Genomic DNA, 23,058 nt, shown 5'->3' with positions numbered 1-23,058 from the left:
CAAACTAGCGGCATGATCAGGGCGAAACAAGCAGCGGGAAACGGCGTCAGCTACGCCGATTCCGGGGTCGACATCGCCGCCGGAAACGCCCTCGTCGAGGCCATCAAGCCGCTGGCGCGCTCCACCCGCCGCAAGGGCGCCAGTTCGGCGCTGGGCGGCTTCGGCGGGCTGTTCGACCTCAAGGCCTGCGGCTTCAAGGACCCCGTTCTGGTGGCGGCGAATGACGGCGTGGGCACCAAACTGCGCATCGCCATCGAGACCGGCCGACACCACGGCGTGGGCATCGACCTTGTCGCCATGTCGGTCAACGACCTCGTGGTGCAGGGCGCCGAGCCCTTGTTCTTTCTCGACTACTATGCCACCGGCAAGCTCGACGTGAAGGCCGCCGCCCAGGTGATTGCCGGCATTGCCGATGGCTGCAAACAGGCGGGCTGCGCGCTCATCGGCGGCGAGACGGCCGAGATGCCCGGCATGTATCATGGCGACGACTATGATCTCGCGGGCTTCGCCGTGGGCGCGGCCGAGCGCAACAAACTCCTGCCGCGCGATGTGAAGCCGGGCGACGTGATCCTCGGGCTGGCCTCCTCTGGCCCGCACTCCAACGGCTACTCGCTGGTCCGCAAGCTCGTCCAGATGAGCGGACTCTCTTATGACGGCAAAGCCCCCTTCGACCGGAAACTGACGCTGGGCGACGCCCTGCTCGCCCCCACCCGAATCTATGTGAAGCCCATCCTCAGGGCGATGAAGCAGACGGACGCGATCAAGGCGCTTGCCCACATCACCGGCGGCGGCTTCATCGAGAACATTCCGCGCGTGCTGCCCAGGACGGCGGTGGCGGAAATCGACCTCGGCCAGGTGCCCTATACACCCCTCTTCGACTGGCTGCAGGGGGTGGGCGGTGTCGCCGGGCGCGAGATGCTGCGCACCTTCAACTGCGGCATCGGCATGATCGCCGTGGTGGCCGCGAAGGATGCGAAGAAGGTGGCCGCCTCGCTCAGGCGTTCGGGCGAGACGGTGGTGACGCTCGGCGCCATTGCGAGGCGCAAGGGCCAGGAAGAACAGGTGGCGCTGAAGGGTGCGCTTGCCGTGAAATGAGCAAGGCGCGCACCGCCGTCCTCATCTCGGGGCGCGGCTCCAACATGATGGCGCTGGTGGAGGCGGCCCGCGCGCCGGAATACCCGGCGGAGATCGTCTGCGTCGTCTCCAGCCGGGCCGATGCCGGGGGGCTGGACTTCGCCGCCGCCAATGGCATCGCCACCAGGGCGATCAGCCACAAGGACTATGCCACGCGTGAGGCCTATGACTCGGCGATCGACGTCTATCTGCGCTCCATGAAGGTCGAGGCCATCGCACTTGCGGGCTTCATGCGCGTGCTGTCGGCAGACTTTGTCGCGGGCTGGGATGGCCGCATCCTCAACATCCACCCCTCTTTGCTCCCGGCCTACAAGGGCCTCCACACCCATGAGCGCGCCATTGCCGATGGCGCCCGGATCGCAGGCTGCAGCGTGCACCTCGTGACACCCGAGCTCGACGGCGGGCCGGTGCTGCTGCAGGCCGAAGTGCCGGTGCTGCCCGCCGACACGCCCGGCACGCTCGCCGCGCGCGTTCTCCGCCAGGAACACAGGATCTATCCCCAGGCATTGGCCTGGCTCGCCAACCGCATCATCGAGGACCGCGAATGACCAAGCCGCTTCCCATCATCATCGACACCGATCCCGGCCAGGACGATGCCGTGGCCATCCTGCTGGCGCTCGCCTCGCCCGAATTCGAGGTGCTGGGCATCACCGCGGTGGCGGGCAACGTGCCGCTGGCGCTGACCGAGAAGAATGCGCGGAAGATCTGCGAACTCGCCGGAAAGCCGGAGACCAGGGTCTTCGCCGGCGCCATCCGCCCGATGGTGCGCCCGCTGGTCACCGCCGAGGAGGTTCATGGCGGCACGGGTCTCGACGGCCCGGTGCTTGCCGAACCGCGGATGCCGCTCGAGGGGCAGCATGCGGTGGACTTCATCGTCGAAACGCTGATGTGGCGCCCCGCCGGAACCGTGACGCTGTGCACGCTGGGGCCGCTCACCAACATCGGGCTCGCGCTGGTGCGCGAGCCCCGCATTGCCGGCCGGGTGAAGCAGATCGTGGCCATGGGCGGGGGCTATTTCGAACAGGGCAACGTCACGCCCGCCGCCGAGTTCAACATCTATGTCGATCCACATGCGGCGCGGCTGGTGTTCGAATCGGGAATTCCGATCACCCTGATCCCGCTCGACTGCACCCACAAGGCGCTGACCACGGCCAGGCGCGTGGAGGCCTTCCGGACGATGTCGAACAGGTCCGGACCGGCGGTGGCCGCCATGCTCGATTTCTTCGAGCGCTTCGACGAGAATAAATACGGCACCGACGGCGGACCGCTGCACGACCCCTGCGTGATCGCCTGGCTGCTGAAGCCCGATCTGTTCAAGGGCCGGCTGGTGAATGTGTCGGTCGAATGCGAGTCGGAACTCACCATGGGCGCAACGGTGGTGGACTGGTGGCGCGTCACCAGGCGTCCGCCCAACGCCACCGTGATCCGGGACGTCGATGCGGCCGGCTTCTTCAACCTGCTGGTGGAGCGGATCGGCACGCTGCCGTAACTGGCCCCAGCCACCAAAACCCACCTTCGCCCGGCTTGACCTGGCGATCCCTTTTAGGCGGCCAAGCGGGTGCCCGGGTCAGGCCCGGGCAAGGTGAAGTCATGGAACTCACGCCACCGACAGCACGAATTCCGAGACCGCCCGCAAGGGAGCGGGAACGGCGGAGGCGGCGGTGGCGGCCGTGGCGGCGGCAAGCAGCACGGCCATGGCGATCATTGCACGGCGGGACATGGGCACCTCGATTCGGTGCTTTCTTATCGCGCCGAAAGGCGAAGAGTTCGCGGCATGATTGCGGCCACACCGTGGAATGGCGCGCCGCGGTTCCCTCCGTACACGGATTGGGAAATGGTCAGCGGCGTCAGGCAGCCCTTATCCACACCCGGTTGTCGTGGAAGGCGCCGCCGCCATTGGGCGCCGGCTGGTCCGCCCCGGTGAGCGTATTGATGCCCTGCCCGTCCTCGAAGGCGTCATTGGGCCAGATCGATTCGGCGATCAGCACGCCGCGGCGCTGCCCGGCATGGGCCTTGGCATGGAGTGTCACGGCGCCGCGGGCGCTGCCCAGCTTCACCTTCTGGCCATCGGCGAGGCCTAAGGCCGCAAGGTCAAGGGGGTGGACGAACACCGTGGGCCGCCCCTCGCGCTTCCTCGACGAAGGCGTCTCGTTGAAGGTCGAATTGAGGAAGGTGCGCGCCGGGCTGGTGGCGAGCCGGAAGGGATATTCCGCCGTCGCCTCCTCGATCGTCCCGCAATGGTCGGGGAAGCCCGGCAGCTTGTCCAGGGGGCCGACCGGCGCCTCGGTCGAGCGGAAGCGCACCTTGCGCCAGTCAGCGCGGAAGCGGAACTTGCCATCCGGGAAGCCGAAGCCTTTCAGGAAATGCGCCTCCTCGAAATCGGGCATGACGTCCACCCAGTTCTCCCGGTCAAGGAGGTCGAGGCCGGGCTTCTTCGAGTTGACCAGCGTCCAGTCGATGAGTTCGCGCGGGCTCATGGCGAAGCCGGGGTGCTCCGCCCCCACACGCCTGGCCAGCCCGCAGATCACCTCATGGTTATTGCGGCACTCGCCCGGCGCCTCCACCAGCTTGCGCCCGTAAAGCAGATGCGAATGGCCGCCGCCCTGATAGATATCGTCATGCTCGAGGAACATGGTGGCGGGCAGCACAATGTCGGCGAATTTTGCCGTCTCGGTCATGAACTGCTCGTGGACACAGGTGAACAGGTCCTCACGCGCCAGCCCCTGCTTGACCCTTGTCTGGTCGGGGGCCACCGAGGCCGGGTTGGTGGACTGCACCAGCAGCATCTTCACCGGGGGGCCGCCCTGCAGGTCATAGGGGTCGTTCAGCAGCACCGGGCCGATGCGGCTCTGGTCAAGGATGCGGATGCCGGGCTTCCTGACGTCCAGCCCCTCGATCATCGCCTTGTTCATGCGGTACATGCCGCTGTTCGAATGCAGCGCCCCGCCGCCCTTGTGAGCCCAGGCGCCCGTCACCGCCGGAATGCAGCTCACCGCATGCATGTTGGGCGCGCCATTGCGCGAACGGGTGAAGCCATAGCCGATGCGGAAGAATGTCCGCTTGGTCTCCCCGATGAGCCTGGCGAAGGCCTCGATCTCGGCCACCGGAATATCGCAGATCTTCGAGGCCCATTCCGGCGTCTTCGTCTTCAGGTGCCGGGCGAAGTCACGCGGCGCGTCGGTGAATTTCTCCAGATAGGGCCAGTCGGCGTAACCGTCGCGGAACAGCACATGCATGACGGCGCAGGCCAGCGCACCATCCGTACCCGGACGGATCAGCAGCTTGATGTCCGCCTGCTTCATGGTGCCGGTGTCATAAATGTCGACGCAGGCGATCCGGGCGCCCCGGTTCTTGCGCGCCATCATGGCGTGGGTCATCACATTGACCTGGGTGTTCACCGGGTTGCCACCCCAGATGACGATCAGGTCCGACACCTGCATCTCGCGCGGGTCGACGCCGGAGACAGACCCCGTGCCTGCGAGATAGCCCGACCAGGACAGCGCCACGCAGAATGTGTCACCCAGGTTGGAATAGCCCTTGGCATGGCGCAGCCGGTTGATGCCGTCGCGCATCACATAGCCCATGGTGCCGGCGTAGAAATAGGGCCAGACGGCGGTGGGGCCATAGCTGGCCTCCGCCTTCAGCATGGCCTCCGCCGTCTCCGCCAGCGCATCATCCCATGAAATGCGCTGGAACGCGCCGGAGCCCTTCGGCCCCTTGCGCTTCAGCGGATAAAGCAACCGGTCCGGATGGTGAATGCGCTCGGCATAACGCGCCACCTTCTCGCAGATGACGCCCAGCGTATAGCTGTTGTCCTTCGCCCCGCGCACCCGGCCGATGGTGCGTTCATCGAGAACTTCGACCTCCAGGGCGCAGGCCGAAGGACAGTCATGCGGGCAAACCGAAATGCCGGTTTTGATGTTGGGCAGGATGTTCATGGGACGTTTCTAGCAGAAAAAAACTGCGGGCGCTGCCCCGCTCTCTGGTCCGTCACCCCGGCGAAAGCCGGGGTCCAGCTTTGGCGCTGGAAGGGTAGCTGGATCCCGGCCTTCGCCGGGATGACGGCGCAAAAGGGGTGAGCTAAGGAGTTCCCATGCTCCACGTCACCTCGCCCCAGAACCCCACCATCAAGCTCATCCGCTCGCTCGCCGAAAAGAAGCACCGGCAGGAGCATGGGCTGTTTGTGGCGGAGGGCGAACAGGTCCTTCACCGCGCCTGTGCGGAAGGCTGGGAGCCCGTTTACCTGCTCTCGACCACGCATGCGGAGCCTTGGGACGCGGCCGCACTGCTGCGGGTGGACGAAAAGATCATGGGCCAGGTGAGCGCGCAGAAGAACCCGCCCGACCAGATCGGCGTGTTCCGCCAGCGGTGGGTTGACAGCGTGAAACCGGAGGGCGTGTGGGTGGCGCTGGAAGACATGCGCGACCCCGGCAACCTCGGCGCCATCATCCGCACGGCGGATGCGGCGGGGGCGGCGGGCGTCATCCTCGCCGGGCAGTCCTGCGAGCCCTGGTCACCCGATTGCGTGCGCGCCACCATGGGATCGATCTTCGCCATGCCGCTGGTGCGGATGGAGCAGAAGCCGTTCCTGGATCTGCTGCGGGCGTGGCCGGGCGAGAGTGTCGGCACGCACCTCAAGGCTACGGGAAGCTACCGCCGCCCCTACAAGTCCCCCACGCTCCTCGTCATGGGCAGCGAGGGGCGCGGATTGTCGGAGGAAGCGGCAGCCGCCTGCGCGACGCTCGTGCGCATACCCATGAAAGGCGGCGCCCAATCCCTCAACGTGGCCATTGCCACGGGGCTCATGCTGTTCGAGGCCCAGAAGCTCTGAGGGTTGAAGCCTGCTCTCCACCCCCTGCCCGATTTCGCCCTGAAATCAGCATTGGACGGTTGAACCGGATTGACTGGACCTTGAGCCGGGATGGCCGTCCGGCCTATCCTCGCCCCAGCAGAGTCCGGAGATCGAAATGAAATCGCATGCGCGTGTGGTGGTGGTTGGCGGTGGCGTGATGGGCGTGGGGCTCCTCTATCACCTGGCGCTCGAAGGCTGGACGGACATCGTCCTGATCGAGAAGGGCGAACTCACCTCGGGCTCCACCTGGCATGCGGCGGGCCAGTGCCCGCATTTCAACGGCTCGCTCAACATGACCAGGGTGCATGTCTATGGCACCGAGCTGTACCCGAAGCTGGAAAAACTCACCGGCCAGGCCGTTTCCTGGCACGGCTGCGGCGGGTTGCGGCTGGCGACGACCGACGAGGAGGTGAACTGGCTCAAATATGTCTATGGCATCTCGCGGCTGGCCGGCTACGAATGCGAAATCATCGGGCCCGCCGAGATCAGGCAGCACCACCCCTTCCTCGACACCACGGGTGTCAGGGCGGCTTTCCGCACGGTGCATGACGGGCACGTGGCGCCAGCCGACATCACCAATGCCATGGCGGCGGGCGCCCGCCAGCTCGGTGCAGAGATCGTGCGGCGCAATCGCGTTATGGACATCAAGCTGTTGCCCAACGGCGAATGGCGGGTCTTCACCGAACAGGGCGCCATCGACTGCGAGCATGTGGTCAATTCCGCCGGCTCCTATTGCGACGTTGTGGGCGCCTGGACCGGCCACAACGTGCCGATCGCCAACATGCTGCACCACTATGTCATCACCGAGCCCCTGAAGGAGCTGATCGAACTGGAGATGGAACTCCCCGTGGTGCGCGACCCCTACTCCCACGCCTATCTCCGCGAGGAGACCAATGGCGTGCTGGTCGGCCCCTATGAGACCGCCACCGCGCATGTGTGCTGGAATGGCCAGCCGCCGCGCTGGGATTACGAAAGCGAGCTCGAAGCGCCTGAACTCGACCGCATCATGCCCTGGCTCGAACGCGCCACGGAGCGCCTGCCGCTGTTCGGCGAGACGGGTGTGAAGTCCGTCATCTCCGGCGCCATCACCCACACGCCGGACGGCGTCTATCTCTCCGGTCCCGCCCCGGGCCCCAGAAACTACTGGATGCATTGCGGCGCCTCGATCGGCATCTGCCAGGGCGGTGGCGCGGGCAAGTATCTGGCCCAGTGGATGGTGCATGGCCAGGCCGAGATCAACATGCGCGAGTTCGACCCGCGCCGCTTCGGCAACTGGGCGACCAAGGACTATACTGCGGAAGTCTCCGTCGCCGACTATCACCACATGTATTATTGCTACAAGCCGGCCGAGCAGCATGAGGTGGGCCGGGCCTTACGCAAGTCCTCGCTCTACGACACGCTGAAGGCCGAGGGCGCGCAATTCGCCCAGATCTTCGGCTGGGAGCGGCCGCGCTGGTACGACAAGAGCGGCGAAGGCGAGACATATTCCTTCAAGCGCTCGAACTGGTTCCCGGTGGTGAAGGAGGAGGCGCGGGCGGTGCGCGACCGCGTGGGGCTGATGGATCTTTCGACCTTCTCCAAATACGAAGTGACCGGCAAGGATGCCTTCAGTTTCCTCGAGCGCATCTGCGCCAACAAGATCCCGGCGAAGGACGGCGGCATCATCCTCGGCCACCTGCTGAACGGGAACGGCTTCATCGAATCCGAAATCACCGTGACGCGACTGGCGGCCGACCATTTCTACGTGCTGTCCGCAGCAGTCGCCCAGCTGCAGGACCTCGACCAGCTGAGCTGGCGCAAGCGTGACGACGAGCAGGTGACGATCACCGACGTGACTGACGATTTCGGCGTGCTGGTCCTCGCTGGCCCCCTGTCGCGCGAGGTGTTGGCGAAGTGCACCGGCACGGACCTCTCAAACGCGTCCTTCCGCTGGCTGACGGCCAAGACGGCGACGGTGGCCGGTGTCGAAGGCGTCCGCCTTCTCCGCGTCAACTATGTTGGCGAACTTGGCTGGGAAGTCCACGTCCCGATGGCGCAAATGCCCAAGGTGTTCGATGCGCTGATGGCGGCGGGCAAGGCCCACGGCATCCGCCTGTTCGGCACCTATGCCATGAATGCGCTGCGCATCGAGAAGTCCTATCGCGGCTGGGGCTCGGAACTCACCGCCGAGATCGACATGATCGAAGCCTCGATGGAACGCTTCCTGCGCCTCGACAAGGAAGACTTCATTGGAAAGGCCGCCACGCTGCGCCGCAAGCAGCAGGGCCCGCGCATGAAGCTGGTCTTCCTGGAGGTAGACAACACCGACAGCGACTGCGTGGGCAACGAGCCGGTCTATCACGGCGGCAAGGTGGTGGGAGTCACCACCTCGGGCGGCTTCGGCCAGAAGACGGAGAAGTCGCTGGCCTTCGCCTATGTGCCGCCGGACCTTGCGGCCAGCGGCACCGAGTTTGAGGTGATGATGTTCACCCAGATGCGCAAGGCGCGCATCATCCCCGAACCGATCTGGGATCCGGCGAACGAGCGGCTCCGCGCCTAGAGGCCACCATGAAACAGGCTGTGGCCACTGTCAGCCTGCTGGTGCCGAGCTATGATGCGGGCCTGCGGTTCTATGTGGACGTTCTGGGCTTTCACCTCGTCGAGGACGCACAGCTGGGCGGCGGCAAGCGCTGGGTCACCGTCACGCCGCCGGGCGAAGGCGGTGCGCAGCTGCTGCTCGCCGAACCGAGTACGCCCGAACAGGCGGCGGCCATCGGGCGGCAGGGTGTTCCTGTTCCTCGAGACCGATGACTTCTGGCGCGACCACCAGCGCTATCTCGCAGCCGGCGTCACCCTATGGCCGCACCCCCTACCGCGAGCGCGGCATTCCGGTAATCGGAGCGGCACAGGCGGCGATAGGGAACCTCTGATCGATCATTGTTCCCATTGATCTTGCGTCGGTCACGACGGTCTTGGATCGCGCTTCTTTATGCCCGTTTGGTTCAGCGGGTTGTTCTTGTGTGGAGCTTGGTCGATTTCGCGATTGCAGGCGCTATTCGGCTGTCACGCATGGCGGCCGCGCAACCGAACGCTTCGTCAGGCTCGATTCGAGCCGCTCGAAACCGGGGAACGGCTTAGGACTTAGCCTCGTCTCCGGCGTCATGAAGCTCCACAAGGGCGCTTTGCTCCTGGAAGACAACCACCCCGGCCTCGCCGCCCGCCTGGTGCTGCCGCTGCACCGGGGGAAAGGGCAGGCAAGAGCCCGTCCGCCCGCCCACCGCCGATACCTCCGGCTGATAAAAACATTGTGCAGATTTCTGTATATAACTCTCTAATTTTCTGTAGTTTCATACAATATTAAGTTAACTTAAATTCAAGAATGCGGAGGGCGGGATGCCCTCGCGGCAACTAAGTGCGATTGCACTTGCAACCTTGTTGTTCTGTCTTTCCATTATCGTCCCGTTCAGCTGGCCGAATGCGGCAGCGGCAGCTTGAGTCGCGACAGGAGATTGGGACGTGGTATTGTAATAACAACAGTGTTTGCAGGTGCCATGGCCGTCATGGCGTTGCCCGACAAATGCCGGCGGCGGCCCAGGACCACAAAATTGCAGGAGCGTGTCAAGGAGGAGATACGCCGCCGTGAACGGGTCATTCGCATTTTCCCGAACGACGAAGCGGCTCTGCGTCTAATTGGCGCTCTGCTCGTAGAACGTAACGAGGTCTGGCAGGGGCGTCTCTATCTCGACATAGATGAATTCATGGAATGGACGGCAGCAAGGCAAATGCAGAATGACATCGGCAACAATATCGTTGCGATGTCATCATGAACATGCTAACCTCACGTCAGTTGAGTTAAATTTACATCAGCTTCAGGACTTGACCCAGGTCGCATTGAACTGGGATCGCTTATCTGTGCTTCACAGTCGCCGTCAACTCAACGCGATTAGAGACTTGACCCAGGTCGCATTGAACTGGGATCGCTTATCCGTGCTTCACAGTCGCCGTCAACTCAACGCAATAGAAAGGTAGTTCGATGATTTCTCCTTCCAAAACTCTTGCGCTCTCTGCAGTCCTATTGGTGTCCGCGCTGACGCCCGCGTCTGCGGCCGACAGCACAAGCGCTGTCAAACCTCCGTCTTATGCGCCGCTGGCTGCATCAGGGTCCGTAATGAAGAACCCTCTTGCGGCGCCGTCCACCAGTAACGTGAAGGCGGACTCATCATTCGACTGGCGCAGTTCCGGAACGCCGGGCGTTGCTGGCGCCATTTCGCCTAGGGCCTTCGGCTCCTTCGGCATCCCCTACACGACGGTGCGCGTGCAGGCGTCTGGCGGTGCCTTGGGTGCTTCCACGAACACACTGCTGAGTTCCTCGTATCCCTATCGCACCATCGGCAAGCTGACTTTCACCGTGCCGGGAAGCGGCACCTCGTCGTGCTCAGCCAGCCTGATCATGCGCAGCGTCATCGTCACAGCCGCCCATTGCGTCGCGGGCTTCGGGTCCAATGCCTTCTACAGCAACTGGACCTTCAGGCCTGGCCATTGGGGCGCGACCGGGGCTACCGCCGCCCAGATCGCCCCCTATGGAGCGTGGACAATGGCTACCGGCAGGATCGCCACCGCCTGGCTCAATGGCTCTGACACGGGTATCGGCGCCGCGCGCAACAACGACGTTGCAGTGTTCATCGTCCAAAAGAACGCCAACAACCAGTTCATCGGCGATCAGTTGGGCGGCTGGATGAGCTACGGCTGGAACAACTACTCCTTTGTCACGTCTTCCAAAACCGGTAACTTGCACACTGCGGCAGTTTCGACACTTGGCTATCCGGGGCTGATGGACGCCGGCGCCATCATGCAGCGCACGGACGGGCCGACCTACACCACCACTGTCGGCGGCGCACTGCAACTCTGGCAGGGAAGCAATCTCACGGGTGGCGCGAGCGGTGGCCCGTGGATCGTCAACCTCGGCTTTGCGTCGCCAGTTCTGAGCGGCGGCGCCGTGGCCGGCTCGGCCGCCGCGCCGAACCGGGTCATCGGCGTGACTTCGTGGGGAAGCATTAATCCGAACACCCCGAAGGACAACTACTCTTCACAGTTTGCCCAGAACGCCCAGTTCCCGAACGGTGCCTACGGCATCTATGGCGCCGGCAACATCGGTGCGCTGTTGGAAGCCCTCTGCACCTCTAAACCCGCCGGCAGCGCCAGCACTTACGCGGCTCTCGGTTTCTGCAACTTCTAAGCCATATTTACAAAAGATATCACATGCAACACCCCCGGCCTCGCGATGAGTGAGGCCGGGGTTCATTCGGGAAGATGGCCGAAGCCGTGCAAATCCTTACGCTACAGCGCAAATCGCAGTTACCCGAAATACACCCTCGTCGAAGAACTGGCACGCGCGGGGCGGTAGCGGAAACAGTACTGTAGAGGGCCAACGCAGCCCTTGCCGAGCGCTCTGGCGCATGATCTTGTCGCAAGAGTGGTTCCACTTTTGCGGAGCATGCTCTAGCCCAGATTATTCGTCAGGGCGATGATCTTGGGTTGGCGGATGTAGCGTAATTTGTTGATTTGGTGTAGGAACTCTTTGTCGAGACGATGGCCCGCAGCCGTGTCGACATACGCGCCCGGATCTACGACATGCAGCACGAAGCGGCGACGCAGTCCGTCATGACCTATGAGGAGAATGGCGAGCGTTTCCCGATCGGCCCTCGGCTTCCCTTCGAGGCGAAGGACTGGGAGGACAAGCGCCGCGCGGTCGACAAGGTGATGATCCTCGACAATGTGCTGATCCCCTGGGAGGACGTTCTTTTCTACCAGCACACCCGCGCTGGCGCCTTCATCCGCCAGACGCTGCACCGTTATTCGGCCTTCCCCTTTGTGCAGAGGACACTGTCCTATGCCGATCTCATCATCGGCGCCGCCTTGTGGAATGCGCGGCAAATTCCTCGCAACGCCGCGGCATGAGGCCTATGGCACCGTTGCGGTCTTTCAGGATCCCTTCGGCAACAAATGGGACCTGCTGGAGCCTGCGCACAAGGACAGCGCATCAGCCTGGCATGCCCGCATGACCAACTCCGCTTCCAGCCGCACCCTGATCGGCATCGGCCTGATGCTCACCGCCATGGCGGTGCTGCCCTTTCTTGACGCCATTGCCAAATATCTAGGCCAGCAGGGCGTGCCGGTCATGCAGATCGTCTGGGCGAGGCTGTTTTTCGGGGTCTTCCTCACCATGCCCTTCGCGCTGAATATGGCCGGCGCACGGGGGCTCATTCCCAACATGCCTGTGATGCACGGGGTGCGCGCCGCACTGATGATCGCAGCCACGGCCTTCTTCTTCGCAGCCCTGCACTACCAGTCGATTGCCGATACGCTGGCGATCTTCTTCGTGCAGCCCCTGATCGTCACCCTGCTCTCGCCATGGGTGCTGGGCGAGAGGGTCGGCGTACGCCGCTGGACTGCGGTGTTCATCGGCTTCATCGGCACGCTGATCATCATCCGGCCCGGATTTCAGGAACTGACCCCGGGCGTACCCTTGGCACTCGGCTCGGGTTTCTCGCTGGCGATCTATCTTCTGCTGACGCGCCGCATCGCGGGCTCGGCGCCGGCGATGGTCACCACCTTCTACACGAGCCTGATGGGCGCCATCATCATGAGCGTGATCGTGCTCTTCATGTGGCAGACGCCAACGCCGTCGCAATGGGTTCTGCTGGTTGTGCTTGCGGCCATCGCCAATGGCGGGCACTTCCTGATCATCCGGGCCTACGACCATGCCGAGGCCTCGCTGCTGGCGCCGCTGGCCTACAGCGAGATGATCATGGCCACCGTTCTGGGCTGGTACATCTTCGGCGATTTCCCGGATGTCTGGACCTTCGTCGGCGTCGCCATCCTCATCGCATGCGCCATCTATATTTCATGGCGCGAACGGGTGCGGCATGTGGAACCGATCCGCGATTTCGAGCAGCCATAAGCGAGAGAGATGCGTATTCAGCCGCTCACTGCTGATCGAGCACCCCGCGGACCGCGTCCATGGCTTCCAACTGGGTGAGGTTCATGTGCAGCGGCGTCACCGAGATGCGGCGGTTGAAGGCGGCCCACAGGTCCGTGCCCACGGGCGGATTTCCGCGCTCGCGCTTGAAGCCGAGCCAGTAGTAATTGTTGCCGCGGAGGTCGATGCGCTCGTCGACGGTCAGCAAGTTCACGTCGCGCTTGCCCTGGCGGGTGACTTCGATGCCCTGCACCTCGTCCGGCCGGCAATCGGGGAAATTGACGTTCATCAGGATGCCGGGGCCGAAGCTGAGCCTGATGAGCTTTTTCACGAGGGCCGGGCCGTGATGTTCCGCCACCTCATAGGAAAAGCCGTTGCCGTGAATGCCGGTGACCTGGGAGAGCGCGATCGACTTGAAGCCGAGCTGTGTGCCCTCCATCGCCGCGGCGATGGTGCCGGAATAGGTGACGTCATCGGCGATGTTCTGGCCGCGGTTGACGCCGGAGAGCACGAGGTCCGGGTCGCCCGGCAGGATCTTGCGCGCCGCCATGACGACGCAGTCGGTGGGCGTTCCCGCCACCTCGAAGCGCCTGTCGCCCAGCTTGCGGTAGCGGATCGGTTCGGCCAGAGACAGCGAGTGACCGGCACCGGAATTCTCCTCCGCCGGCGCCACGATCCACACGTCATCCGAGAGCGACCGCGCGATGCGCTCCAGCGTTTCCAGCCCCGGCGCGTGGATGCCGTCGTCATTGGTCACGAGAATGCGCATGTGCTTCAGCCCCTGGTTATCCTGTCCGCGCCGCCCATGTAGGGGCGCAGCGCCTCGGGGATGGTCACCGACCCGTCGGCATTCTGATAATTCTCGAGGATCGCCACCATGGTGCGTCCCACCGCGAGGCCGGAGCCGTTGAGCGTGTGGACATGGCGCGTGCCCTTGCCGTCCGCCGGCCTGAAGCGCGCATCCATGCGCCGCGCCTGAAAATCGCCGCACACCGAGCAGGACGAGATTTCGCGATAGGCTTTCTGGCCCGGCAACCACACTTCAAGGTCATAGGTCATGCGGCTGCCGAAGCCCATGTCGCCGGCGCACAGACGCAGCACGCGGTAGGGCAGCCTGAGGGCCTGCAGCACGCTCTCCGCAGCGGCTGTCATGCGCTCCAGCTCCCCGCGCGATTGCTCGGGCGTGGTGATGGAGACGAGCTCAACCTTGGAGAACTGGTGCTGGCGGATCATGCCGCGCGTGTCGCGGCCCGCCGCCCCGGCCTCGGCGCGGAAGCACGGCGTATAGGCGGTGAGGCGCAGCGGCAGGTCCTTCTCGTCCAGAACGGACTCGCGCACCAGATTGGTGAGCGATACTTCCGCCGTGGGGATCAGCCAGCGGCCATCGGTGGTGCGGAACAGGTCCTCGGCGAATTTCGGCAGCTGGCCGGTGCCATACATGGCGGCATCGTTCACCATGAAGGGCACGAAATGCTCGGTATAGCCGTTCGCGCCCGTCTGGTGGTCCAGCATGAACTGCGCAAGCGCGCGTTCGAGCCGGGCGAGCGGGCCCTTCATGACGACGAAGCGGGCGCCCGAAATCTTCGCCGCCGCCTCGAAGTCCATGAGACCCAGCCACTCGCCGATGTCGAAATGCTGGCGCGGCTCGTAATTGAAGGTCCCCGGCGCGCCCCAGCGGCGGACCTCGACGTTCCCCGTCTCGTCCTTGCCGTCCGGAACGTCGTCAAGCGGGATGTTGGGGATCACGGCGAGCGCCGCGGTGAGCCGCCGGTCGATGTCGCGCTCCACCGCCTCGGCAGTGGCGATGAAATCCTTGATCGCGCCCATCTCGGCCTTCAGCGCCTCGGCGCGGGCCTTGTCGCCCGACTTCACCGCTTCGCCGATCTCCTTCGAGGCCGCGTTGCGGCGGGCCTGCGCGTCCTGCAGCTTCTGCACATGGTCGCGGCGCTCGGCGTCAATGCTGAGGAGCCCGGCAGCCATGGGTCCGAGGCCGCGCCGGGCCAGTCCTAGGTCGAATGCCGCCGGGTTGTCGCGGATGGCCTTGATGTCATGCATGCCGGATGAGTCCTGTTATTGGCCCTCCTATAGGACGCCGGACAGGCGACTGGAAGCCCCGCGGCGGGGCGGTTACGACGCCTCTTTCGCCGCCTCGCGCTTCTTGCGGCGGGCCTCGATGAGGCGGACGGCCTGCACCGAAACCTCGTAGAGCCCCATCAGCGGCACGGCCATGGCGACTTGCGAAATCGGGTCCGGCGGGGTGAGCACGGCGGCGACGATGAACACGCCGACAATGGCGAATTTCCGTCCGGACTTGAGCTGCTCATAGCTGACGATGCCGATCTGGCCGAGCAGTGTGAGAATCACGGGGAGCTGGAAGCACAGGCCGAAGGCGAGGATCAGCATCATGACGAAATCGAGATAGGCCTCGATGTCGGGCATCAGCGCCACGCCAGAGGTGCCGGCCAGTGCGGTGAAGAAGTGGATCGCCACCGGCAGCAGGAAAAAATAGACCAGCGACGCGCCGAGGATGAAGAAAATGGGCGTTGCCACAAGATAGGGCAGGAAAGCCGCCTTCTCGTGCTTATAAAGCCCCGGCGCCACGAACTGGTAGATCTGGGTGGCGATCAGCGGGAAGCCGATGAACAGGCCGCCGAAAAAAGCGATCTTGAGCTTCACCAGAAACACGCCAAGGAGTTTGATCGAGATCAGCGACACGTCCTGGCCGGTGCCCCATTTGAACGGCAGCACCAGCAAGTTCAGAATGTCGGAAGAGAAGAAGAAGCTGAAGATGAAGGCGCCGATGAAGCCAATAACGCACCAGATGAGCCGGGTGCGCAGCTCGATCAGGTGCTCGATCAGCGGAGCTTCCGAGGCGTCGATGTCCTGCTGGGTCATGAAGCTGCGGGAGTCGCTGTGGTGGCCGGTGCGTTCGGTTTGGCGGCGTCGGCCGCGGGAACTTCGCCGAACAGCTTCTTGAAGTCATCCACCTGCTTCTGGGTGCTGTCTTCGGCGGCCTTCTTCGCCACCGCGGGGTCAATGAAATTGGCCTGGTTCCGGACGTTGTCGAATTCCTTCTTCACCTCGTCGAAGCCCGTTTCCTTCATGGCCTGGTCGAGATGACCCTGGAACTCGCGGGCCATGCCGCGCATCCTGGCCACTGTCTTGCCGAAAGCGCGCAGAACCTTGGGCAGGTCCTTGGGGCCGATGACGATGATCGCCACGACAGCGATCACGAACATCTCGCTATAACCGAACCCGAAATCGAACATGTGCGTTTCCGGCTGGAGGCGCGCCGGCCTGTCTGATCAGCGTGCCAAATCAGCTCTGGGCCTTCTCGGCCTCGGACTTCACGGCGGTCTGCTGCTGGATGGGCTTGGGATCGGCGGACGCAACAGGCGCGTCATCCTCGGCGAGGCCCTTCTTGAAGCTCTTGATGCCCTTGGCGACATCGCCCATCAGGTCAGACACCTTGCCCCGGCCGAACAGGAGCACGACAACCAGAATGACGAGAATCCAATGCCAGATCGACAGCGAACCCATAAGACAAACTCCCTTTCTCCGGAGAGAGAAAACTCCCTCCTCAGCTTTCGCGGCACTTAAGCAGAAACCCCGGCGCGCCGCAACCGAAGCGCAATGTCGCTCAGATAGGATGCGGACTGTCCGATTCAAAGACGAAAACGTGATCCGGGTCGATGCGGAAAAGGCCCGTTTCGCCGCGCTGGGGGGCGGCCCGTGACTCAAGCAAAGCATTAAGAGGCTCTTCCAAGCCTTTGAACAAGACTGAACACTTGACGTCATCGCCCTGAAAGCGGGTGTCCGTGATGAGGCCCTCAACCCCCTGCCCGCCTTCGGCGCGGCGAATACCCTGCGGCCGGATCAGGACCAGCGCCTGCGGCCCCTTCACACGGTCCGGGCATGGAAAGGCTCCAAGCGCGGTCATCACATTCCCGTGGTCCACAAGCCCGCGGATTTCATCCGTGTCGGAGAAGAAGCGCGCCGCCGCGGCATCGACCGGGGCGCGGTAGAGTTCCTCCGGCGTCCCCGTCTGGATGAGGCGGCCCCGGCGCATGAGCAAGATGCGGTCGGCAAGGCCCATGGCTTCCACCGGATCATGGGTCACCAGCAGGCATGAGGCGCGGGTTTCGCGCAGCAGGGTGAGCGTTTCGGCGCGCACCGACTCGCGCAGGCGCTGATCCAGGCCCGAGAAAGGTTCGTCCATCAGCAGCACCTGTGGCCGCGGCACAAGGGCGCGGGCCAGCGCCACGCGCTGCTGCTCGCCGCCCGACAGGCTGTGGGGGTAACTCTGGGCATAATGGGCAAGCCCCACCCGCTCCAGCGCGTGCAGCGCAATGCGGTAAGCCTCCTTACGGGGCAGCGCGTTGAGGCCGAAGGCCACGTTGCCGATGATGGGGAGATGCGGGAACAGCGCGAAATCCTGAAACATCAGCCCGATGTTGCGCTTTTCCGGCGGCACGAAGCGCGATGGACCCGCCATCTCCTGCCCATCGAACAGCAGGCGGCCCGAGTCCGGCTTGTCGATTCCCGCCGCGATGCGCAACAGCGTGGTCTTGCCGCAGCCCGAGGGGCCGAGCAGGCAGGCGATCTCGCCGGTCTTCAGGGTGAAACTCACGTCCTCCACCGCGGCGGTCCGCCCGAAGCGGCGGGAGACGTGCTCGAATGTCAGCTGGCCGGCAAAGGTGGCGCCCGCCGTTCCGCGGGTGCCCCAGCGGCGGCTTTCAGGCGGATCCTTTGGCGCTGCTTTGTCGGACCTCATGGCGCGGCGGGTCTACAACGAAACGGCGGCGGCGCAAATGCCATCAAGCCGCAGCGGGAACCACCCGGTTGCGGCCCTCGTGCTTGGCGCGATAGAGGGCGCGGTCTGCCCGTTTGAGGAGTTCCTCCACCGTGTCCCCGGCTGCCGCGACGCTCGAAACGCCCAGCGAGGCGGTGACGGTCAGATGCGAACCCGGCCCCAGCATGAAGGGCTTGCCGGCAATGGCCTTGCGGATGCGCTCGCCCACCTTCTCGGCCACCGCCATGCCGGCACCCGGCAGCACCATGACGAATTCCTCGCCGCCGGTGCGGCAGGCAAGATCGCCGCTGCGCACGCAGCCACGGATGCGGCCTGCCACTTCCTGCAGCACGCGGTCGCCCGCATCATGGCCATAGGTGTCGTTCACCGATTTAAAGAAGTCGATGTCGAGGCTGATCAGCGACAGGCCCCTGCCGCGGTCCGCCGACTGCTCGATCAGCTGAACGAGCTGCGTTTCGAGATAGCGGCGGTTGTAGAGGCCGGTAAGCGCATCGGTCACCGCCATTTCTATCGAAGCGCGGACCGTGAGGCGCAGCTGCTCGGTGTAGCGGTGGCGGCGGATCTGGGTGGCGACGCGCGCCAGCAGCTCCTGCCTGTCGATGGGGCGGATCAGATAGTCGTTCACCCCCATGTCGAGGGCGCGCAGCAGGCGCTGGTGGTCATCCGGGTCGATGAGGATGAGGATCGGCGTCTGGCGCGTCGTCTCGACCGACTTTAGCTGCGAGCAGATGCGCAGGCCGTCCATTCCTTCGAGGTCGAGGTTGACCATGATCAGGTCGAAGCCGCCCTGCGCCGCGCCGAAGGCCTCGAAGGCCTGCTGTGGTTCGGTGACGAGCGTCACTTCATGTTTCGGCGCCAGCAGGCTGCGGATGCGCTCCGCCGCCGTCAGGCGATTGTCCAGCACCAGAACGCGTCCCGCGGCCGCCTCCGCGGCAGGTTCGGCCGCCGCCAGCCCAAGCGGGTCCGCCCCGGTGCGCGCTCGCAACTCGTCGGTGAGCATCTTGAGGCGCACCAGGCCCTTGACGCGGCAGAACAGCGCCACGTCATTGACCGGCTTGGTCAGAAAATCGTCGGCGCCCGCCTCGAGCCCCCGCACCCGGTCATCCGGCTGATCGAGGGCCGTCACCATGACCACCGGAATATGCTGGGTCGCGGGGTTCTGCTTGATGCGGCGGCAAACCTCCACGCCGTCAATCCCGGGCATCATCACGTCGAGCAGCACGATGTCGGGGCTGGTGCGCTGCACGGCCTCCAGCGCGTCGGCGCCATTCATGGCGGTGACGACCTCGAAATACTCCGCCGCGAGCTTGGCCTCCAGCAGCCGGACATTGGCCAGAATGTCATCGACGACGAGGACGCGCGCCGTCATTGCGGTTGCTTCAGATAGCTGTCGATGGTCCGCAGGAAACTGACGACCGAAATGGGCTTCGAGATATAGGCCTCGCAGCCGCCCTCGCGGATTTTCTGCTCATCGCCCTTCATGGCGAAGGCGGTGACGGCGATGACGGGGATCGTGCGCAGATCGTCGTCCTCCTTCAGCCATTTGGTGACCTCGATGCCGGAGACCTCGGGTAACTGAATGTCCATCAGGATCAGGTCCGGCCGGTGCTGGCGCGCCAGATCGAGCGCGGAAAGACCGTCCCGCGTCTGGATCACCTGATAGCCATTGGCCTCGAGCAGGTCGTTGAACAGCTTCATGTTCAACTCATTGTCCTCCACGACCAGCACTTTCTTGGCCGCGGCCCGCCGCATTTCTGGCGTTCTCACCGGTCCCGCCGATAATGACACATTCACACCCATCCGGCTGAGGTTGCCGCAGAACCGAACCCCAAGCCCCCTCTGCAAGGCCCATTTCTGGACCATCTTGGGTAACCAACAGCTTAACCCAATACGTACTCTGTTCAACGCGGTTGAGGGGTGGTTAATTGCGATTCACCATGATGAAGAACAAGGCCGGGAACAACTCCGAAGACGCCGAAATCCTTGCGATCGATGCGATAGGCTTTCTTGCGTCCGACAGCGAAAGATTGCAGCGCTTCATGGACCTGTCAGGGCTCGACGTGGCGGCCATCCGTGCCGGCGCCGCGAAACCCGCCTTCCTCGGCTTCATCCTCGACCACCTGCTGGGCGACGAAAGCCTGCTTCTGATTTTCGCCGAGGAGCAGCGGATTCGCCCCGAACGCATCGTCCAACTCCGCCGCAAGCTTCCAGGAGCCGCCGTTGATTTCTGAGATCACCCAGGGCCAGCTCGCCACCCTGAGCTTCACCGGCCGCCCCCTCGTCATCTGCGACGTCGACGAGGTGATCGTGCATTTCACCCGGGACTTCGAGGATTATATCGGTCTCCACGGCCTGTGGCTCGATACCGCGAGCTTCGCGCTCAACGGCAACATCCGCTGCCGCGAGACCAATGCGCCAGCCCCCGAGCCGCTGGTGGCGGAGATGATCGGATCGTTCTTCGACACCCGCACCCGTCATATGCAGGAGATCGACGGCGCCGTCTCCGCACTCCTCGCCATCGGCGAGAAGGCCGATGTGGTGCTGCTCACCAACCTGCCCCACACGGCGGGCGACCACCGCCGCGAAAACTTGCAGAACCACGGCCTGCCCTTTCCCGTGGTCACCAATTCCGGCCCCAAGGGCCCCGCCATCCGCAACCTTGCGGACCGGGGCGGCCGACCCGTCATCTTCATCGACGACAGCCCGTCCTATATCGCCTCGGCGCATGAATATGCGCCCGAGGTGACGCTCATCCACTTCCTCCACGACGGACGCTTCGCCCGGCACATCGCGCCGCTCGATTTTGTGTCGCTCAGGACCGCGAGCTGGGCAGAGGCGCAGCCTTTCGTGATGAGGCTGCTGGATGAAGGGGGCACGCGGTGAGGGCTGACACCCACCCCCGGCGCATGCAAGACAATGCTGCGGCGGATGGCTTCTGCCGCGACTGCTTTACGCCTGTTTCGGGCGGCGAGCGGCGCTGCAGGCACTGCGGCAGCCCGCGCCTGCTGCGCCATCCGGAGCTGCATCAGCTCTCGATCGCCCATATCGACTGCGATGCCTTCTATGCCGCAGTCGAGAAGCGTGACCGGCCGGAGCTTGCCGACAGGCCGGTGATCGTCGGCGGCGGAACGCGCGGCGTCGTCTCCGCCGCCTGCTACATCGCGCGCATCCATGGCGTGAAGTCGGCCATACCCATGTTCAAGGCGCTGAAGCTCTGCCCGGAGGCCGTGGTCATCAAACCGGACATGGCGAAATATTCCGCCGCCGGAAAAATCATGCGCGCGCTGATGCTGGACGTGACGCCGCTGGTCGAGCCCCTCTCCATCGACGAGGCCTTCCTCGATCTGACCGGCACGGCGCGCCTGCACGGCATGAGCCCGGCGCTGACGCTGGCGCGTCTCATGCGGCGCATTTCGGAGAAGGTGGGCATCACCGCCTCGGTGGGCCTGTCGCACAACAAGTTCCTGGCGAAGCTCGCCTCCGATCTCGAAAAGCCGCGCGGCTTTTCGGTGCTGGGGAAGGCGGAAACGCTGAGCTTTCTCGCCACCAGGCCGGTGGGCTTCATCTGGGGCGTGGGCAAGGCCATGCAGGAAGAACTGGCCAGAGGCGGCATCACCATGATCGCCCAGCTTCAGCAGATGGAGAAGACCGCGCTGATGCGCCGCTTCGGCTCCATGGGCGCGCGCCTCTATCACCTGTCGCGCGGCGAGGACCAGCGCATCGTCTCGGCGGACGACCACTCGAAGTCGATCAGTGCGGAGACCACCTTCAACACCGACATCGCGGAGCGCATTGAATTGGAGCGCATCCTCTGGCCGCTGGCCGAGAAAGTGTCGCGCCGCGCCAAGGCGGAAGGCGTTGCCGGTCACACCGTGGTGCTGAAGCTCAAGACCGCCGGGTTCAAGCTCCGCACCCGCAACGTCTCGCTGGCCGACCCCACGCTGCTCGCCGGCCGAATTTATGACGCCGCCCTGCCGCTCCTCCGGCGCGAGGCGACGGGCACGGCCTTCCGGCTCATCGGCATCGGCATCTCCGGGCTGGTGGAGGCGCGGCCCGGGCAGGAGACGGAGACGCTCGATGTCACCACCGCCGCCCGCGCCAGGGCGGAGCTTGCGGTCGACCGCATCCGCGACAAGTTCGGCCGCAGCGCCGTCGGCCGCGGCATCACCTTCGGCTCGGACGACTGACCCTTTCCGCTGCGGCCCAGGCCGGGTTAAACTGAGGACCGAGCATTACGAACCGATTCCTCGCCATGAAACCGAAACTCGTCCGCACCCTTGCCGCGCTGTGCCGCGAAACCGCCAGGTGGCGGGCCGAGGGGCTCCGCTATGCCGTGGCTCCCACCATGGGCGCCATTCATTCCGGCCACACGGAGCTGGTGGCGGAAGGCCTGAAGCGCGCGGACCGGGTGATTGCCACCATCTTCATCAACCCCATGCAGTTCGCCGCCCATGAGGACCTCGGCAAATATCCGCGTGACGAGGAAGGCGATGTGCGCAAGCTCGGCCAGGCCGGCTGCCACATGATCTATGTTCCGAACCCGGAAGAGATCTATCCGGAGGGTTTCTGCACCACTGTCACGCTTGGCGGCCCCGCCAAGGCCGGGCTTGAGGACAAGTTCCGCCCGCAGTTCTTCGATGGCGTCACGACTGTCGTCGCCAAGCTTTTCATCCAGACCGGGGCCGACTGCGCCATGTTCGGCGAGAAGGACTATCAGCAGCTCAAGGTCGTCACCCGCATGGCGAAGGACCTCGACATTCCCATCGAGGTCGTCGGCATCCCCACGGTGCGGGAGGAGGATGGCCTCGCGAAATCATCGCGCAACGTCTATCTCTCGAAGCCGGAGCGCCAGCAGGCGCTGGCCATCCATTCGACGATCGGCCATGCGGCGGAGCGCATCCGCGGCGGCCTCGACCTCCAGTCCGCCATGACGCTCGCCACGCGCACGCTGCTGGCGCTGGGCTTCAGGGTCGACTACGTCACCGTGCGCAACGCCGAAACCCTGGCTCCGCCGCAGCACCGCGGCGAACCCCTGCGCATCCTCGCCGCCGCCTGGCTGGGCAAGACGCGGCTGATCGATAATGTGGGGGTGTGATGTCGCCGTTCCCCCCGCCTGACGATCCTCCTCCGATCTCCGCCATCCCGGCGAAGCCGGATTCTGAATCCATCGTTAGAGCGCCGGGCGGTCATGCAGAATCGGGGTCTTTTCCCTCCCCCTTGTGGGGAGGGATTAAGGGTGGGGGTCCCCGGGCTCAGGTCTTTGAGAATTGGACTCCTGGGCCCCCCGCCCCTGCCCCTCCC

General features: G+C 64.5%; 23 protein-coding genes and 2 pseudogenes. 15 read left to right on the top strand and 10 right to left on the bottom strand.

The window, feature by feature from the left end:
• The first annotated feature begins 12 nt into the window (after positions 1-12).
• From purM to IOC69_RS12435, 3 genes are read left to right on the top strand one after another with little or no spacing between them, the layout of a single operon-like run.
• A complete protein-coding gene (gene purM, locus IOC69_RS12445; protein ID WP_290543881.1) occupies positions 13-1,095 on the top strand; it encodes a phosphoribosylformylglycinamidine cyclo-ligase in 1,083 nt (360 codons plus the stop codon).
• Positions 1,092-1,682 (top strand): phosphoribosylglycinamide formyltransferase, encoded by a 591-nt coding sequence (gene purN / locus IOC69_RS12440; RefSeq protein WP_290543880.1) that lies wholly within the window; start codon positions 1,092-1,094, stop codon positions 1,680-1,682. Before purM ends, purN begins: the two co-directional genes overlap by 4 nt.
• A complete protein-coding gene (locus IOC69_RS12435; protein WP_290543879.1) occupies positions 1,679-2,623 on the top strand; it encodes a nucleoside hydrolase in 945 nt (314 codons plus the stop codon). The genes purN and IOC69_RS12435 overlap by 4 nt, the downstream gene beginning before the upstream one ends.
• 108 nt (positions 2,624-2,731) lie before the next feature.
• On the opposite strand, the gene IOC69_RS12430 is transcribed toward IOC69_RS12435, so the two are convergent.
• Together IOC69_RS12430 and IOC69_RS12425 are read right to left on the bottom strand one after the other, a co-directional pair.
• On the bottom strand, positions 2,732-2,854 hold the full coding sequence (locus IOC69_RS12430; RefSeq protein ID WP_290543878.1) for a hypothetical protein: 123 nt from the start codon (positions 2,852-2,854) through the stop codon (positions 2,732-2,734).
• Between the two features lie 127 nt (positions 2,855-2,981).
• Positions 2,982-5,072, bottom strand: coding sequence for a molybdopterin oxidoreductase family protein (locus IOC69_RS12425; protein ID WP_290543877.1), 2,091 nt, complete (start codon positions 5,070-5,072; stop codon positions 2,982-2,984).
• 155 nt (positions 5,073-5,227) lie between these two features.
• Here IOC69_RS12425 and IOC69_RS12420 point away from each other — a divergent pair, with 155 nt between their 5' ends.
• The 8 genes and pseudogenes from IOC69_RS12420 (at position 5,228) to IOC69_RS12385 (ending at position 12,926) form a co-directional block, all read left to right on the top strand.
• Complete coding sequence (locus IOC69_RS12420) at positions 5,228-5,965, top strand: RNA methyltransferase (RefSeq protein ID WP_290543876.1); 738 nt, start codon at positions 5,228-5,230, stop codon at positions 5,963-5,965.
• A 136-nt stretch (positions 5,966-6,101) separates the two neighbouring features.
• The gene (locus IOC69_RS12415) at positions 6,102-8,525 is read left to right on the top strand and encodes an FAD-dependent oxidoreductase (protein ID WP_290543875.1); all 2,424 of its coding nucleotides are present in this window, start codon (positions 6,102-6,104) and stop codon (positions 8,523-8,525) included.
• A gap of 8 nt (positions 8,526-8,533) precedes the next feature.
• Positions 8,534-8,776, top strand: a complete 243-nt coding sequence (locus IOC69_RS12410) for a VOC family protein (RefSeq protein ID WP_290543874.1) — start codon at positions 8,534-8,536, stop codon at positions 8,774-8,776.
• A 269-nt stretch (positions 8,777-9,045) separates the two neighbouring features.
• Positions 9,046-9,300: pseudogene (locus tag IOC69_RS12405) on the top strand (hypothetical protein); the annotation flags it as partial.
• A 213-nt stretch (positions 9,301-9,513) separates the two neighbouring features.
• Positions 9,514-9,792 (top strand): annotated as a pseudogene (locus IOC69_RS12400) (transposase); the annotation flags it as partial.
• A 341-nt stretch (positions 9,793-10,133) separates the two neighbouring features.
• Positions 10,134-11,201 (top strand): trypsin-like serine protease, encoded by a 1,068-nt coding sequence (locus IOC69_RS12395; protein ID WP_290543873.1) that lies wholly within the window; start codon positions 10,134-10,136, stop codon positions 11,199-11,201.
• A gap of 353 nt (positions 11,202-11,554) precedes the next feature.
• Entirely contained in the window at positions 11,555-11,923 is a 369-nt protein-coding gene (locus tag IOC69_RS12390) for a hypothetical protein (protein ID WP_290543872.1), read from the top strand.
• On the top strand, positions 11,889-12,926 hold the full coding sequence (locus IOC69_RS12385; protein WP_290543871.1) for an EamA family transporter: 1,038 nt from the start codon (positions 11,889-11,891) through the stop codon (positions 12,924-12,926). The genes IOC69_RS12390 and IOC69_RS12385 overlap by 35 nt, the downstream gene beginning before the upstream one ends.
• A 25-nt stretch (positions 12,927-12,951) precedes the next feature.
• On the opposite strand, the gene surE is transcribed toward IOC69_RS12385, so the two are convergent.
• From surE to IOC69_RS12345, 8 genes are all read right to left on the bottom strand, one after another.
• Entirely contained in the window at positions 12,952-13,713 is a 762-nt protein-coding gene (gene surE, locus IOC69_RS12380) for a 5'/3'-nucleotidase SurE (protein ID WP_290543870.1), read from the bottom strand.
• Between the two features lie 5 nt (positions 13,714-13,718).
• Positions 13,719-14,999, bottom strand: coding sequence for a serine--tRNA ligase (gene serS / locus IOC69_RS12375; protein ID WP_290543869.1), 1,281 nt, complete (start codon positions 14,997-14,999; stop codon positions 13,719-13,721).
• Between the two features lie 72 nt (positions 15,000-15,071).
• The gene (gene tatC / locus IOC69_RS12370; RefSeq protein ID WP_290543868.1) at positions 15,072-15,839 is read right to left on the bottom strand and encodes a twin-arginine translocase subunit TatC; all 768 of its coding nucleotides are present in this window, start codon (positions 15,837-15,839) and stop codon (positions 15,072-15,074) included.
• A complete protein-coding gene (gene tatB, locus IOC69_RS12365) occupies positions 15,836-16,213 on the bottom strand; it encodes a Sec-independent protein translocase protein TatB (RefSeq protein ID WP_290543867.1) in 378 nt (125 codons plus the stop codon). Before tatB ends, tatC begins: the two co-directional genes overlap by 4 nt.
• A gap of 49 nt (positions 16,214-16,262) precedes the next feature.
• Positions 16,263-16,694 carry a twin-arginine translocase TatA/TatE family subunit gene (locus IOC69_RS13700; protein ID WP_366935521.1) on the bottom strand — a complete coding sequence of 144 codons (432 nt, stop codon included), beginning with the start codon at positions 16,692-16,694 and terminating at the stop codon, positions 16,263-16,265.
• Positions 16,585-17,718 (bottom strand): ABC transporter ATP-binding protein, encoded by a 1,134-nt coding sequence (locus IOC69_RS12355; RefSeq protein ID WP_290543865.1) that lies wholly within the window; start codon positions 17,716-17,718, stop codon positions 16,585-16,587. The genes IOC69_RS13700 and IOC69_RS12355 overlap by 110 nt, the downstream gene beginning before the upstream one ends.
• Before the next feature lie 43 nt (positions 17,719-17,761).
• A complete protein-coding gene (locus tag IOC69_RS12350; protein ID WP_290543864.1) occupies positions 17,762-19,126 on the bottom strand; it encodes a PleD family two-component system response regulator in 1,365 nt (454 codons plus the stop codon).
• Positions 19,123-19,509 (bottom strand): response regulator, encoded by a 387-nt coding sequence (locus IOC69_RS12345; RefSeq protein WP_290543863.1) that lies wholly within the window; start codon positions 19,507-19,509, stop codon positions 19,123-19,125. Before IOC69_RS12345 ends, IOC69_RS12350 begins: the two co-directional genes overlap by 4 nt.
• A 185-nt stretch (positions 19,510-19,694) precedes the next feature.
• On the opposite strand from IOC69_RS12345, the gene IOC69_RS12340 reads away from it, so the two are divergent.
• The 4 genes from IOC69_RS12340 to panC all read left to right on the top strand — a co-directional run bounded on the left by IOC69_RS12340 (position 19,695) and on the right by panC (position 22,852).
• Positions 19,695-19,988, top strand: a complete 294-nt coding sequence (locus tag IOC69_RS12340; RefSeq protein WP_290543862.1) for a DUF3572 domain-containing protein — start codon at positions 19,695-19,697, stop codon at positions 19,986-19,988.
• The gene (locus IOC69_RS12335) at positions 19,978-20,640 is read left to right on the top strand and encodes a hypothetical protein (protein WP_290543861.1); all 663 of its coding nucleotides are present in this window, start codon (positions 19,978-19,980) and stop codon (positions 20,638-20,640) included. Before IOC69_RS12340 ends, IOC69_RS12335 begins: the two co-directional genes overlap by 11 nt.
• Before the next feature lie 23 nt (positions 20,641-20,663).
• Positions 20,664-21,944, top strand: a complete 1,281-nt coding sequence (locus tag IOC69_RS12330; RefSeq protein ID WP_290543860.1) for a DNA polymerase IV — start codon at positions 20,664-20,666, stop codon at positions 21,942-21,944.
• Between the two features lie 65 nt (positions 21,945-22,009).
• Positions 22,010-22,852 (top strand): pantoate--beta-alanine ligase, encoded by an 843-nt coding sequence (gene panC / locus IOC69_RS12325; RefSeq protein ID WP_290543859.1) that lies wholly within the window; start codon positions 22,010-22,012, stop codon positions 22,850-22,852.
• The last annotated feature ends 206 nt before the right edge of the window (positions 22,853-23,058 follow it).

The sequence above is a fragment of the Aestuariivirga sp. genome (assembly GCF_020252405.1).
GTDB lineage: Bacteria > Pseudomonadota > Alphaproteobacteria > Rhizobiales > Aestuariivirgaceae > Aestuariivirga.
Note: the sequence above shows the minus strand (reverse complement) of the source record. Positions and strands in the feature narration are given on the sequence as shown.

What these genes read in the sequence shown, in the direction of transcription:
- purM (WP_290543881.1), top strand. Translation starts at nt 13, where the DNA reads ATGATCAGGGCGAAACAAGCAGCGGGAAACGGCGTCAGCTACGCCGAT.
- purN (WP_290543880.1), top strand. Translation starts at nt 1,092, where the DNA reads ATGAGCAAGGCGCGCACCGCCGTCCTCATCTCGGGGCGCGGCTCCAAC.
- IOC69_RS12435 (WP_290543879.1), top strand. Translation starts at nt 1,679, where the DNA reads ATGACCAAGCCGCTTCCCATCATCATCGACACCGATCCCGGCCAGGAC.
- IOC69_RS12430 (WP_290543878.1), bottom strand. Translation starts at nt 2,854, where the DNA reads ATGTCCCGCCGTGCAATGATCGCCATGGCCGTGCTGCTTGCCGCCGCC.
- IOC69_RS12425 (WP_290543877.1), bottom strand. Translation starts at nt 5,072, where the DNA reads ATGAACATCCTGCCCAACATCAAAACCGGCATTTCGGTTTGCCCGCAT.
- IOC69_RS12420 (WP_290543876.1), top strand. Translation starts at nt 5,228, where the DNA reads ATGCTCCACGTCACCTCGCCCCAGAACCCCACCATCAAGCTCATCCGC.
- IOC69_RS12415 (WP_290543875.1), top strand. Translation starts at nt 6,102, where the DNA reads ATGAAATCGCATGCGCGTGTGGTGGTGGTTGGCGGTGGCGTGATGGGC.
- IOC69_RS12410 (WP_290543874.1), top strand. Translation starts at nt 8,534, where the DNA reads ATGAAACAGGCTGTGGCCACTGTCAGCCTGCTGGTGCCGAGCTATGAT.
- IOC69_RS12395 (WP_290543873.1), top strand. Translation starts at nt 10,134, where the DNA reads ATGAAGAACCCTCTTGCGGCGCCGTCCACCAGTAACGTGAAGGCGGAC.
- IOC69_RS12390 (WP_290543872.1), top strand. Translation starts at nt 11,555, where the DNA reads ATGGCCCGCAGCCGTGTCGACATACGCGCCCGGATCTACGACATGCAG.
- IOC69_RS12385 (WP_290543871.1), top strand. Translation starts at nt 11,889, where the DNA reads ATGCGCGGCAAATTCCTCGCAACGCCGCGGCATGAGGCCTATGGCACC.
- surE (WP_290543870.1), bottom strand. Translation starts at nt 13,713, where the DNA reads ATGCGCATTCTCGTGACCAATGACGACGGCATCCACGCGCCGGGGCTG.
- serS (WP_290543869.1), bottom strand. Translation starts at nt 14,999, where the DNA reads ATGCATGACATCAAGGCCATCCGCGACAACCCGGCGGCATTCGACCTA.
- tatC (WP_290543868.1), bottom strand. Translation starts at nt 15,839, where the DNA reads ATGACCCAGCAGGACATCGACGCCTCGGAAGCTCCGCTGATCGAGCAC.
- tatB (WP_290543867.1), bottom strand. Translation starts at nt 16,213, where the DNA reads ATGTTCGATTTCGGGTTCGGTTATAGCGAGATGTTCGTGATCGCTGTC.
- IOC69_RS13700 (WP_366935521.1), bottom strand. Translation starts at nt 16,694, where the DNA reads ATGCTTTGCTTGAGTCACGGGCCGCCCCCCAGCGCGGCGAAACGGGCC.
- IOC69_RS12355 (WP_290543865.1), bottom strand. Translation starts at nt 17,718, where the DNA reads ATGAGGTCCGACAAAGCAGCGCCAAAGGATCCGCCTGAAAGCCGCCGC.
- IOC69_RS12350 (WP_290543864.1), bottom strand. Translation starts at nt 19,126, where the DNA reads ATGACGGCGCGCGTCCTCGTCGTCGATGACATTCTGGCCAATGTCCGG.
- IOC69_RS12345 (WP_290543863.1), bottom strand. Translation starts at nt 19,509, where the DNA reads ATGCGGCGGGCCGCGGCCAAGAAAGTGCTGGTCGTGGAGGACAATGAG.
- IOC69_RS12340 (WP_290543862.1), top strand. Translation starts at nt 19,695, where the DNA reads ATGATGAAGAACAAGGCCGGGAACAACTCCGAAGACGCCGAAATCCTT.
- IOC69_RS12330 (WP_290543860.1), top strand. Translation starts at nt 20,664, where the DNA reads ATGCAAGACAATGCTGCGGCGGATGGCTTCTGCCGCGACTGCTTTACG.
- panC (WP_290543859.1), top strand. Translation starts at nt 22,010, where the DNA reads ATGAAACCGAAACTCGTCCGCACCCTTGCCGCGCTGTGCCGCGAAACC.